Raw genomic sequence first — 12,530 nt, 5'->3', positions numbered from 1 at the left:
GGCTTACATGGCGTTTATAAATATTGCGACCCGCGAGATCCATTGTAAGATTGTTTACTATGGCATCGGCTACTGCGGGAAGACAACCAATTTGCAGTACGTTCACAAAAGTATTAATCCCCAGGTGCGTGGGGATCTACTCTCGATTAAAACCGACACCGAACGTACGCTTTTCTTTGACTTTCTTCCTCTGGAACTAGGTCAAATCCAAAACTTTCGCACGCGCTTCTATCTCTACACAGTTCCAGGCCAGATCCTCTATGAGCGCACCCGCCTGGCTGTCTTAAATGGCGCGGACGGCATCGTCTTTGTCGTCGATTCTCAGGCTGAGAAGTTTGAGGAGAATGTGCAGAGCATCGCCGAGCTTGAGATGAATATGCGCCGCTTGGGCAAGGATTTAGGGAACTTCCCCTTTATCATGCAGTGGAATAAGCGTGACCTCCCCAATGCGCTGCCAGTGCCGGTGCTCGACCGCTATTTGAATCGGCGGCGGGTTCCCTCCTTTGAGGCTGTGGCGTCCTCCGGCAAGGGCGTCTTCGCATCCCTGCGTGCTATCAGCAAGGGTGTCATGACCCAACTTTAAACTGCCTTTTTTTTACCCCTCTTCTTGTGTATTACATCCTTCCAGGAAGAGGGATAAAAAGGTTTTTGGGGACACCCCAAACCCCCGGCAGGAAGTATCCTGCACCTCTTGTAAGGTTCACAGATACAATGATGGTGGTGTGTGGGCAAAAGCCCACACACCACCATCATTGTATCTGTGAACTAAAATATGACGCTGGTGATGCCGAGGAGGGTGATGATGATGCCGATAACGGCGGACCAGGAGGGGATTTCGTGGAAGAAGATGATGCCGAGAATGATGCCGATGGTGACCTCCTGGGTGGCGATGAGATTGGCGTAGGTGGCGTGGACGTAGCGAATGGCGGCGTTGTAGAGGGTATGGCCCAGACCCAGAGGGAAGACACCTAGCGCGACGACTGAGGCAATGGCGAGCGGGCTGTAACTGTGCTGGAAGGCCAGGTAAGTCCCGATAGGTAGGAGCCAGAGGGCCGCGAAGCCGTACACGTTTGTGGTGTAGCGGAACAGGGGGTGCGCGTCACGAACGCTGCGCCCAGCGATGGAGTAGATGCCAAAGCAGAGTGCCGAGAGGATGGCAAGTCCATCCCCCAGGATCATGCACCTGCCTCCGTTGAGGTTACACGTCGTATAGTTTGGCTCAAAGCCGGCCAGGATGCCCACGCCCAGAACGGCGACGCCAATGCCCACATATTTTCGCTTGGGTAGCGGCTCCTTTAAAAAGATGACTGAGAAGAGGGTCACAAAAATAGGCGAGGTATAGGTGAGGGCCAGGGAATGGGCGATGGTGGTGAAGCTGAGCGATGAAATATAGAAAACAAAGTGGAGCGCCGTCACCAGGCCGTAAAAGGCAAAGTTACGAATCTCGCCTCGAGCGATGCGTAGGGGCTGGTGCGTGATGAGGCCCATGAGCGCGACCAGCAGCGTCGCGATAGCCAGGCGCCAGAAGGCGATCTCAAGCGAGGAAAAGGGCGCGGCCCAGCGGACAAAGACCGGGTTGGAGCCAAAGAAGATGACTGCGATACAGACAAAGAGGAGGCCACGCCGGGCTAGCTCTGGTGAGGTCCCTGGCGCTGTTGAAGTGCCGCTGGCTTCTGGTGAGGCGCTGAAGCGAGTTTTCATCAGTCATAGTATCCTGTCAAACTGAAAAAGCTAAATTTAGTTATGCTAATGTTATGTGCACGTTTTTGGCTTGACCTCTCGCGTCTGCGGCGCTCGACTGGGTAAAATGGTGTAGTGGGTACTGGCGGCCTCAGACCGCCAGTACCCACTACACCATTTTACCAGAGAGAACTTTGTACTTAAGGTTGGTCAAGGTATGAAATAAGCTGTACGTTTTAGCCGCGTAGAGTCGCGATCAGGCGCTTAGGCTTGAGTAGGAGATCAATGGCATCAAGGGGACTACTCACCACGACGTCAGCAGCCTGCAGCGCGCGGATGGAGACGCCCTCGGTGGTCATGACCGCGATGCCGAGTCCGGCCAGGCGAAGCATGGTCGTGTCGTTGGCGCCGTTGCCGATGGCGATAACCTTGGAGGGGCCAAGATCGCGGACATAGCGTAGTTTCTCCTCGCTGCGATGCGTGACATGGATAGGAAAGCCCAGGTCGCGCTCCAGCTCTTGCAGATGATCGTGGGTTCCCGCGGTAACAAGGTGGATGGTCAGATGCTCCGAAAGCTCTTCAAGGCGTTCCGCGACGCCTGCGATGGCGACGCCATCAACTGCCAGCGTTCCATTGATGTCAATGACTGCGTGCTGGAGTTCAATGGTCTCGCGCTCAGGAATGTCAAGTTTTAACATAATGATCCTATCATTTGTAAGAAAGGGGAGACTCAAGTAAGTTCCCTACAAACGAACAACCGTACAATTGACGTACTTCGCACTATAGCCGTGTGATAGCCCGACGCCACTATAAAGTACGCGTCGACATATAATGGCACAGAGAATGTCTAATGGCGCAGGGAATGCCGTATCATCAAGGATCGATATTGTTGCTGCGTTGATTAGTCACCTGGATTGCCCAGGATGGTAAAAGGCTCCTGGTGTGTGTGTAGTAGATGCAGCAACATTTTAAGACCTCCCCTGGCGCCCTGGCGCTGGTCCTCGCTCAGGTCGCTAGCCTGGTTGAATTCATCTTCATCCAGAGTGAGCGCTGCTCCTGTTGTGCTAATCCATACGTCTAAAAATAAATCGACTTGCTGGATAGAGGTGTTACTGATGATGGCCGGTTCGGCTATATTGCAGTACCAGCCTTTGGGTCTGCCATCTGCGTGAAAGATGGCGAAGATGTTGAACCAGTGATCGGTGTAGTAGTACTCCAGAAAGCGATCACCTGGCTCGAAGCGTGCATAACCCAGGTCACGCGCTGGGAGCGTCCAGTATGCCTCAATTTTGGCCCCATTGGGGAAGTATGCTACGACCTCGCCTTCATAGCGAATAGCTACCTGTCCTTGAGGAGTTAGTTTCACGATAGTGATCATGTCGTTTTCTGCTTCCCTGGTTGCCTGGTCTGCTGACAAGATTTCCTCTCTCCACGTGCCGCCCTGCTGTATAAATTCATCCACATGCACCTCAACATATCATGCGTTGTCTCTTTGCTTGACCTTTGTAAGTGTATCGCAAATTCCCTCTATTGTGCAATGGTTTCCTGACGGATGAGAGAAACGTCTGCTTTGGGCGGAAGGATAGAGGATGTGGTGACGAGAAGTCCCGAGATGATGCATTACGTTATGGCTCTTAGTGCCCCTTTTTATGCTATACTGTAGTTGTTATGATGAGTTTGGACTTTATTTGTCAACATCCACAGGTGGTTCGCGAGGCCTTGGAGAGGCGGCGCGAGTCCTACAATATTGATGAAATTCTACGCCTGGCTGAGCAGCGTCGGGGGTTGATCACGCGCACGGATGGTCTCTATACGACCTTGAAGGGCGTGCGTGAGGAAGTACGCAATACATCAGGAGAGAAGCGCGCTGGTCTCAATAAGCAGATCAAGGCGATTATGCGGGAGATACGGCAGCTCGAATTGCAGGTGAGCGACGCCGATACCCGGTTGCGCCTGTTGATACAAACCCTGCCTAATCTGCCTCAGCATGCCGTGCGCGATGATACCGATGTCGAGCTGCGGCGCTGGGGGGAGAGCGCCGCTTTTCAATTTCAGCCGCTTGCGCATTGGGAGCTGGGCGAGCGCCTGGGAATTCTCGATCCCACCAGTGCCGCACAGGTGGCGGGCAGCCGTTTTATGACCTTGCGTGGCTATGGCGCGCGGCTGGAGCGTGCTCTGCTCTCATTTATGCTGGATCTGCATACGTGCGAAGCCGAGTATATAGAGGTTATTCCCCCTTTCCTCGCCAAACGTTCGGTGATGCTGGGCGCCGGTCAACTGCCCAAGTTTGAGGAGCAGGCGTATGCCTGTACGATGGATGAACTCTACCTCAATCCAACGGCTGAAGTGGCCCTGGTGGGGATGCATACCGATAGCATTCTGATGCGTGAGGAACTGCCTCTGCGCTACGCTGCCTGGACAACGGCTTTTCGCCGCGAGGCGGGCTCGGCCTCCCGTTACCAGCGGGGATTGCTGCGCCTGCATCAGTTTAACAAGGTTGAGCTATTTCAGTTCACTACGCCTGAGCAATCCTATAGCGCCCATGAGCAGATGCTGCTGCACGCGGAACAGGTGCTGCGTTTATTAGAGTTACCATACCGTGTGGTTGAGCTTTGTGCACTTAACCTGCCCTTTGCCGCGTCGCGCTCCTTTGATCTGGAGGTCTGGCTCCCCAGCCTGCAAGATTATATCGAGGTCTCCTCAATCAGCAACTGCGAGAGTTTTCAGGCGATACGCGCCAATATCAAGTATCGGCCCCAGAACGGCACGCGGGCCGAATATGTGCATACACTCAACGGCTCGGGACTGGCGGTGGGGCGCACCATGGCGGCGATCCTTGAGCTGAACCAGCAGGCCGATGGCTCCGTGGTTATCCCTAAAGTACTGCGTCCATACATGGGAACCGCCTTGATAGGACCGGTGAAGCGCTAGATGGACCCGAGCGCGGGCGTAATCTGGCGCCACCAGTGGGCCGCGTCCAATGGTACTATTTGGGCTTGCCCTCTTTTCATTTGGAGAATGTTGTGGTATAGTATGTCTTGGAAGGATGGCAGAGTGGTCTATTGCGGCTGTCTTGAAAACAGCTGGGTGATGAGCCCCGGGGGTTCGAATCCCTCTCCTTCCGCTTTTTCTTTTTAGGGACCTGCAATGCGATTTTCTTCTTTACTCTTGTACTATTTTGCGGAGGAAGAATGGCTGGAAGGTCTCTTTTTTTTATCCTGTTGCGTATTCTATCGAAATGGGCAATTAGGTACTTAAAAAGGTGTAGTAGTCTCTGGCGCGACGCCGGTATGTGAAGCCAGGTAGGAAGATGTATACATTAGGGAGGATGGTCATAGAGACGGCTTGGCGCGGCGCTTGAGTAAATTTTCTGGACGGACGGTGAATTTACGGTGTCACTTATAGGTACGTTAAGTCAATTCAATCTGTCTAGTGTTCTCCAGCGCATAGAAGCGTATGCGAAAACTGGATTGCTTACAGTCAAACAAGGGCCACACCTGATTGAACTCTATTTTCGCGACGGACGATTGATGTGTATCGGTCCGGTTCGTACAAATGTGACCCTGGGCGAGCGTTTGCTTCAGGATGGTGTCATTACATCCCAGATGCTGCGCGAGGCGCTGCAAGCCATTGGTTCGGCTGAGCCAAGTGAGACGCGCATAGCTCTGACACTGATGGACCGCCATGCCCTGGGTCAGGAGGCCCTGCGCTCCTGGGCGAATCGCAACGCGCTGGATGTGCTTAATGTGCTGATGCTCTGGCCGGAAGGCGAGGTCCATTTTGATGAGGGTGTGCTGCCAGGGGCTGAGCGCTTGCTTATCGCTGTCTCCGTTTCGCAACTCCTGACCTCGATGCCGCTCGCGCCTGTTCCACCTACGCCTGTGCTGCCAGTGCAGCAGACGCCCGCGCCGCAGGCCACACCTCCTGGACTTCCACGGGTGCAGACGACTCCCGTGCTTTCAACGGAGGAGGCGGATAGAGCACAGTCCTGGAATATTGCGCTACCTCGTACGGCGATCCCTCCTGGCATTCCTACACCACAGCAGGCGACCACTCCTCGGGTTCCCCCCTCTGCTCCACCTGTACAGCTTAGCCCGGCGCCTGTGAAGAAGCCGGCGGAAGTCAAAGAAGCCCCGGCCAAGATTAACGCGGCCTCACTCTTTGATGTGAGCGCGGTTCCCACATCGCTGCCTTCGACGGAGGCTCTTGCTCCGGTTGCTCAGGGCGTTGAGATGAACCCCATGGGTGGCGCCTCGCTCAGTGGTATGTTGCAGAATAGCTCGGCTGCGGCTCCTCTGCGCCCGGAGCCAGTGATGAATCCTGTTCCTCCGCCACGCATGGATACCTCGTTTATGCGCCCGGATATGGTGCTCATTCCCGCCGATCTTTCATCATTTCGCGCGCAGAATCCCCAGTTTCAAATGACGCCTGAGCAGTGGCGCTTGCTTACCCGGGTAGATGGAAAGACGGCCTTACAGACGGCATGCCAGGATCTAGCCATAACGCCCGATATGCTGTGTCAGGTGGCGGGTGAGTTGATGGCGATGGGGTTGATTCACGTGGCTCCGATCTCGGTGCTCAATAACGCGGAAGAAATGTTTGCCCCCACACGCGAGGCGTCGCCCGCTCCGACTGACCCCATGCAGGGAGGCTATATGGCTCCAGGCTATGCTGCGACGACCGCCTCTCCCTGGTCGCCTGCAATGCCTTCGATGCCTGATCCCATGCAAGGAGGCTCACCCTTCTCTTCGGGATTGCCCTTTGAGACCGAGTCACAGTGGGGCAATGGCGGGAATGGCGCGACCTTTGTCCCAGGTCAGGGCTGGATCGCCTCGAATGGACAGCCCTCGCAGCCATTGAATACAACTGGTACGCTGGCAAGTGGGATTTATTAGATAAGTGGTATGGTGTCTCCTGGCTGCCTGCGGCAGCCAGGAGACACCATACCACTTATAGTGGGTTTGAATATCGGCTTTGTGGATAGTGTGTTGTTTGTTGGGTTGAGAAGGGTATGTGTTGTGAAGGGACGTGTTATTTCGATGAACCGTAAGGCGTCTGAGTCTCCTGACGCCGAGGAACACCTGTCGCGCTTAATGGTTGGACAGAGTCCAGCTATGAGCGAGGTGATGACCATGATCCGGCAGGTGGCGCAATATCCAACCACGACTGTGCTTTTGCAGGGCGAGAGTGGCACGGGTAAAGATGTCGTGGCGCATGCCATTCATGCTTTAAGCAGCCGTTCGACCTACCCCTTTGTTGATATTAACTGTGCTGCAATTCCCGAGACGCTGTTGGAGACGGAGCTTTTTGGCGTTGAGGCGGGCGCCTATACCGATGCTAAAGCCTCGCGCGAGGGCTATCTGCTTCGCGCGGATGGTGGCACGCTCTTCCTCGATGAAGTCGGGTCTATGCCCCTGGTGCTCCAGGCAAAACTACTGCGCTTTCTGGAGACGCGTAGCTTCAGGCGTGTGGGCAGTACCAAGGAGATGCATGTCGACCTGCGTGTGATCTCGGCCACCAATGTTGACCTGGAAGCCGCCGTTGCGAGCAGGGCGTTCCGCGATGATCTCTTCTATCGCTTGAAGGTGATTACCATTTATCTCCCCCCACTCCGCGAGCGCCTGGAGGATATCGAGCCGCTGGTTGACTACTTTATACAGAGCTACAATAATGGCTCCGAAATCCCTTTACGCATCCATCCCGACGCCATGGGCCTTTTGATGCGCTATCACTGGCCGGGCAATGTCCGCGAGCTGCGTAGCGTTATCCAGCGCGGGCAGATCCTCTGCGAGGATGGAGAGATTCGCCCCGAGGATTTACCCGAGAGTGTACGTTATGTGGAGAAGAGCGACCAGCAGCGCCTACGAGAACTCCAGGCCCAGATGCATCTCCCCATCGAAGGCCTCGATCTACGTGCTTACCTGGCGGGCATCGAGCAGATATTTGTACGAGAGGCCCTGGAGCGCTACCAGGGCAACCAGGTGCGCGCGGCGGCCTTGTTGCGCCTCTCGCGCGACCAGTTGCGCTATCGCCTGCCGAAGGAGTAATTTGCGATCTCTACTGGCCTGGGGAGCCATGTGGCGTGATTGTGTGCTTACCTCCCTAATCTTCGGGCCAGTTGAGCATAATGGCCTGGATATGCTCGCCTGCCTTGAACGTGGCTCCGCCCTCGGGAATGACCAGGAGGGCGTTGGCTTGTAGCAGCGAGGTCATGATATTGGAACCCTGGTTCCCCGTTGGGCGGGCGATAAACTTGCCCGCGCGTTGTGTGACGTGTGCGCGCACATAGTGGCGGCGCATGGCACGCTCCTGGATATCCTGTTCAACGACGACCTCTATCTGCTGGCGCTGTAAACGTGTATGCCCCTGCAATTTACGTACGACCGGGCGCCCAAAGAGCTCAAAGGTGACGGCGCTGGAGACTGGGTTGCCTGGCAGGCCCAGCAGGGGGATACCAGAAATTTTGCCAAAGGCAACGGGCTTGCCGGGCTTCATATTGATGCGCCAGAAGTTGATGGCTCCCTGCTCATGCATGATGTCTTTGACGAGGTCGAAATCGCCAACGGAGACGCCGCCAGAGGTGAGGATCAGGTCGGCATGAACGGCCTGGCTGAACTTCTCGCGCAGGCTCTTGGCGGTATCGCGGGCCACGCCCAGACGCTGGGGAATACCGCCAGCCTGGCGAACGGCGGCCTCCAGCAGGTAGCTATTGCTATTGCGAATCTGGCCCGGTTGCAGTTCAGCATCGATATCCACGACCTCGTCACCCGTGCCCAGGATCGCCACACGTGGTCTACGCACCACCTGCACCTGAGCATAGCCCAGCGTGGCCAGAATGCCTATCTCCCAGGCGCCAATCTCCTGCCCACGCGTTAAAATCGTTTGCCCGCTGCGCATGTCCTCGCCCGCGGGACGAATATTATTGCCGGGTGGAACCTCTTGCAGAATCTCGACCCACTCGCTCTGGGGGCCATCGGAGTTAGTCAATTCTACCTGAATAACGGTGTCGGCACCAGCCGGGACGGGAGCGCCAGTCATGATGCGCATGGCCGTACCAGCCTCGACGCGTGTTTGCGCAACATAGCCAGCGGCGACACCACCGATGACGCGCAGGCGTGGTGCTTGTCCCGCTTGTGGCTTGCTATCCTGGCTGAGGAGCGCGAAGCCATCCATGGCGGAGTTATCGAAAGGAGGCATATCTTCGTGCGCGACAATATCTTGAGCCAGGACAGAACCGAGGGCCTGGTCAAGGGGAAGCGAGACGCTTTCGAGCGGGCGAATCTCCGCCAGGATGCGGGAAAGGGCTTCTTCAACGCTAAGCATGGCTTTTTCTCCTGCCAAAACAAAAAAGGAGAAGCCTGACACGCCGAAATAAACAAGCGATGCCAGGCTTCTCTACAAAATAGTACCTCGTACGGGATTCGAACCCGTGGTCTCCACCTTGAAAGGGTGGCATCCTAGGCCGCTAGACGAACGAGGCGGGCTTTGTGTCGCCGATGATTTCTCATGCCGACGTCTAGGATTGTACCCTAGTACTCGTGATTTGTCAAGCGTTTCGCGGCGGCTATAGCTGATTTTGCCAAAAGTAGTTTGGCGCTTGTGTCTTTCGAGGCAAAGTATACTAGTCACGGATAGTGTAGCATGGTCCTTGTGCATGTCAGCCATATTTGTCTTCCCTTGCGCCTGCGGCGCTATGAGTTCAGGGTTAGGGTGTGTCTGGTGGTGGGCTGTCTTCGCCAGCCCACCACCAGACACACCCTAACTCTGAGGCGAGCGTAGCGAGCCGAGGCAGGCGCCAAAAGAGCATTGGAAAAGCTGGAAATATAAGCAGACAGCTATACGCAGGTCGGAGCGGGTGTGTTACAATACGACGCGAATTGATTTACGAATTGTATTTAGAGGGGTCAGAGAAAACGCATGGCAAATCCGAAACAACGCGATTCGGCGGCTCAGCGTCGCGAGCAGGCACGCAGGCAGCGCGATCAGCGTCTCAATACAAATCAGAATGGACGTTACCGTGGGCGAGGTAGCGGAAAAAAACTCAGTGAAGCCTGGCTGCTGGTTGGTGGCATCGTTTTGATGGTCGCCATCGTCGTGGGTATTTTTGTCTGGGCAGCGAATCAACAGACCGGCAGCGCGACCAAGGGGAACGTGGATATTCAGAAGGCTCTCACCACTATCAGTCCCCAGACTTTTAAAACGGTGGGCGCTGGAAGCGCAAAGACCCTCTTCAAGCCTCTTCCTTCCAATGCTGATATCCCTAAGGGGCCAAATGGTAGGCCGCAGGTGCTCTATATCGGTGCCGATTGGTGTCCCTACTGCGCGGCGCAACGCTGGGCTATCATCGCCTCGCTGAGCCGCTTTGGTACTTTCAGCAAGCTGGATACGATAGCCTCTGCCGAGCAGAATATCGTCACGTTCTCATTCCACGGTGCGAAGTATACCAGCCCGTATATTGATTTTGTCCCGGTCGAGACCGAGGATAACGCGGGCAAGGCGCTCGATACGCCGACAACGGAGCAGCGCAAACTGGTGGATACCTACGATGCCCCGCCCTATGTGGGGGCTAACGAGAAGGGCTCGATTCCCTTCCTGCTTATCGACAAGGTCGCGATCTCTTCGGGATCATTTTATCCTCCACAGCAGTTGTTGAACCTCTCCTACCAGGATGTCGCTAATGGCCTGAAGGATCCCAATTCGGATGTCAGCAAGGGCATAATTGGGGCCGCGAACTATCTCACGACCGCCATTTGTCGCGCCACCAATAATCAGCCTGCCGATGTGTGTACGCAGGAGCCGATTCCTACGTTGGACAAATCCCTCTTCACTAAGGCGTCCAATGGTTCAGGCCCGGCGCTGGCATTTAATGATGTGCAACTGGCACTGCCAGAGCGCCGCCGCTACGCATAGAGTATATAAGTAATATATGGGTAAAGGGCCTGGTGGCAGGCTGGCGAAGCCAGCCTGCCACCAGGCCCTTTACCCATATAATTTGCGTCGTTTCTCTTTGTACTGATACAATACAGTACAAATATGTGCTCTTGAGTAGTAGGGGCGTCGTTATGGTGACAGACAAGGGAGATGTGCTGTGCTTCAGGTATTGTGGCTTATTCTCAAGGTGCAGATCCGCTTTCTCCGCTGGCGCTGGCGACTGTGGCGACGTATGCATGGTATGAAGGAAGAAAGTACACAGGATTCTATGAAACGAACACTGCTCATAGTTCGTCATGGGCAAACGACCTGGAATACAGAGCACCGCCTGCCGGGCCTGTTGCCAGGTGTGGCGCTCAATGAAACTGGCCGCAAGCAGGCGGCCCGCCTGGCGGAGGCGCTCTCCGTGATGCCCATTAGTGCGATTATTAGTAGCCCCCTGGAGAGGGCTAGAGATACAGCGGCCTATCTTGCCCAGGGGCGTGATATTCCTGTTCAGATTGAGTCTGACCTGGTGGATACTGATGTGGGTCCCTGGGCGGGGCGCGTCATTAGCGAGCTTTCAAAAGAGGACTCGGCCTGGCAGGCGTATGTGAAGGATCCCACCACCGCGCCCGAGGGTGTCGAAACCTTTCCCCATGTGCAGCAACGTGTGGTGGCTGCCATCGAGCGCTGGCTGGCCCAGGACAATCTTGGCACTCATCCCGTTTTTGTGGCCCATGCCGATGTGATCAAGCTCTTACTTGCTTATTATATGGGACTGGAGACACGACGCGCTGGCTCACTGCATATTGATAATGCCTCTGTCAGCTTAATTGAGCTTGATAAAGATCAACCTCCTCATGTTGTGGCGATGGGTTGGAACCCTCAGCCAGGCTGGTTGAAGCCCCCCGCTCCACCTGCACCAACTCCGCAGGAGCCTACGCTGTCTAATCATGCGCAAGAGGTTGGCGAACAAAAGACCTGATCGCTTGTGAAGAGAACGTAATATTGTGTGTCGTTTGTCGCCTGGTGCTATTGAAAACGTACACCTGGAAGGGAAGCATAGTATGTTTGATCCGCGTGATCCCTATGAACGCTATTACTGGCATTATGAGTCTCGTCGCCCGCTTTCGATGGCGCAGATTATCGCGCTTGGGAGCGTTGACGCGAAGACCGCCGCCCTGATCTGGCTTTTGCTTGAAAATGGTTCTTCCTTGACGGTTGCTGGCCCGACCGATCCCCAGCCAGGTGTTGGGAAGACAACGACGCTTAATGCCCTGCTCCAGTTCTTGCTCGAGGGGACCTCCCTGGCGTATATGGCGGGCATGTATGAGAATTTTGCCTTTACCAATATTCCAGATATCGATCCTAAGACCACATATGCGCTTTGCAACGAGGTGAGTGATCACCTGCCTATTTATATGTGGGGGCGCGTGGCGCGTCGCTATCTAACCCTGCCCGCGAAGGGGTATCATATCGCGACCAGCGTGCATGCCGATACTATTGATGATGTTATGCGTATGTATCAGCGTACCTTGCGAGTTGGCCCGGAGGATACGCGTCGCCTGGGCCTGGTGGTGAATATTGGCCTGGTGGGGCGGCTCTATCCCCCGCGTCGCCGCTGGTTTAGCACGCATTTTATTCAGCCAAATATTGATCCCGCGAAGCCGGAGGTGGTCGAGCCACTACCGCTCTCCCTCTGGAATCAGGTGGATGATACATTCCTGTATGCAGACCAGGCGATTCTGGACGACCTGGCGAACTGGATAGGAATCTCAAGCCAGCAGTTTGCTACTGAAGTGACGCGACGGACCGAATTCCTCGAAGAGATATCTCAAGGGTCGGGCCTCGATCAGGAGGAGATGTTTGAGGCTGTCGCCCAGTTTCGCGAGCAGCAGCCCTAGCGTAGGGCGACGCTGCTAAAGCACGCGTCTACA

At 55.3% G+C, this 12,530-nt stretch carries 11 protein-coding genes and 2 tRNA genes; 8 read left to right on the top strand and 5 right to left on the bottom strand.

Annotated features, from left to right (window positions below; genetic code table 11):
* Nucleotides 1–7 precede the first annotated feature (7 nt).
* Complete coding sequence (locus tag KRAC_RS22295; protein ID WP_007910983.1) at nucleotides 8–583, top strand: GTP-binding protein; 576 nt, start codon at nucleotides 8–10, stop codon at nucleotides 581–583.
* A 182-nt stretch (nucleotides 584–765) separates the two neighbouring features.
* On the opposite strand, the gene KRAC_RS22290 is transcribed toward KRAC_RS22295, so the two are convergent.
* The 3 genes from KRAC_RS22290 to KRAC_RS22280 form a co-directional block, all read right to left on the bottom strand.
* Nucleotides 766–1,701, bottom strand: coding sequence for a DMT family transporter (locus KRAC_RS22290; RefSeq protein WP_007910982.1), 936 nt, complete (start codon nucleotides 1,699–1,701; stop codon nucleotides 766–768).
* Between the two features lie 215 nt (nucleotides 1,702–1,916).
* On the bottom strand, nucleotides 1,917–2,378 hold the full coding sequence (locus tag KRAC_RS22285; protein ID WP_007910979.1) for an HAD family hydrolase: 462 nt from the start codon (nucleotides 2,376–2,378) through the stop codon (nucleotides 1,917–1,919).
* 203 nt (nucleotides 2,379–2,581) lie between these two features.
* Nucleotides 2,582–3,097, bottom strand: a complete 516-nt coding sequence (locus KRAC_RS22280; protein ID WP_157506962.1) for a ribonuclease FAU-1 family protein — start codon at nucleotides 3,095–3,097, stop codon at nucleotides 2,582–2,584.
* Nucleotides 3,098–3,348: 251 nt separating this feature from the next.
* Here KRAC_RS22280 and serS point away from each other — a divergent pair, with 251 nt between their 5' ends.
* From serS to KRAC_RS22260, 4 genes are all read left to right on the top strand, one after another.
* Nucleotides 3,349–4,611 carry a serine--tRNA ligase gene (gene serS / locus KRAC_RS22275; protein WP_007910977.1) on the top strand — a complete coding sequence of 421 codons (1,263 nt, stop codon included), beginning with the start codon at nucleotides 3,349–3,351 and terminating at the stop codon, nucleotides 4,609–4,611.
* A gap of 109 nt (nucleotides 4,612–4,720) precedes the next feature.
* Nucleotides 4,721–4,804: transfer RNA gene (locus KRAC_RS22270), tRNA-Ser, on the top strand.
* Nucleotides 4,805–5,072: 268 nt separating this feature from the next.
* Nucleotides 5,073–6,575 (top strand): DUF4388 domain-containing protein, encoded by a 1,503-nt coding sequence (locus KRAC_RS22265; protein WP_007910976.1) that lies wholly within the window; start codon nucleotides 5,073–5,075, stop codon nucleotides 6,573–6,575.
* A gap of 123 nt (nucleotides 6,576–6,698) precedes the next feature.
* Nucleotides 6,699–7,727 (top strand): sigma-54 interaction domain-containing protein, encoded by a 1,029-nt coding sequence (locus KRAC_RS22260; RefSeq protein WP_169460929.1) that lies wholly within the window; start codon nucleotides 6,699–6,701, stop codon nucleotides 7,725–7,727.
* Between the two features lie 55 nt (nucleotides 7,728–7,782).
* On the opposite strand, the gene KRAC_RS22255 is transcribed toward KRAC_RS22260, so the two are convergent.
* Together KRAC_RS22255 and KRAC_RS22250 are read right to left on the bottom strand one after the other, a co-directional pair.
* Nucleotides 7,783–9,003 (bottom strand): molybdopterin molybdotransferase MoeA, encoded by a 1,221-nt coding sequence (locus KRAC_RS22255; RefSeq protein ID WP_007910974.1) that lies wholly within the window; start codon nucleotides 9,001–9,003, stop codon nucleotides 7,783–7,785.
* A gap of 83 nt (nucleotides 9,004–9,086) precedes the next feature.
* Nucleotides 9,087–9,160: transfer RNA gene (locus tag KRAC_RS22250), tRNA-Glu, on the bottom strand.
* A gap of 437 nt (nucleotides 9,161–9,597) precedes the next feature.
* Here KRAC_RS22250 and KRAC_RS22245 point away from each other — a divergent pair.
* From KRAC_RS22245 to KRAC_RS22235, 3 genes are all read left to right on the top strand, one after another.
* A complete protein-coding gene (locus KRAC_RS22245) occupies nucleotides 9,598–10,590 on the top strand; it encodes a DUF929 family protein (RefSeq protein WP_007910973.1) in 993 nt (330 codons plus the stop codon).
* Between the two features lie 178 nt (nucleotides 10,591–10,768).
* The gene (locus KRAC_RS22240; RefSeq protein WP_052568510.1) at nucleotides 10,769–11,578 is read left to right on the top strand and encodes a histidine phosphatase family protein; all 810 of its coding nucleotides are present in this window, start codon (nucleotides 10,769–10,771) and stop codon (nucleotides 11,576–11,578) included.
* An 82-nt stretch (nucleotides 11,579–11,660) separates the two neighbouring features.
* Nucleotides 11,661–12,497, top strand: coding sequence for a hypothetical protein (locus KRAC_RS22235; RefSeq protein WP_007910969.1), 837 nt, complete (start codon nucleotides 11,661–11,663; stop codon nucleotides 12,495–12,497).
* Nucleotides 12,498–12,530: the final 33 nt, after the last annotated feature.

Source organism: Ktedonobacter racemifer DSM 44963 (genome assembly GCF_000178855.1).
GTDB classification, from domain to species: domain Bacteria; phylum Chloroflexota; class Ktedonobacteria; order Ktedonobacterales; family Ktedonobacteraceae; genus Ktedonobacter; species Ktedonobacter racemifer.
The sequence above is the reverse complement of the archived record's forward strand: the minus strand, read 5'-3'. Positions and strand labels throughout refer to the sequence as shown.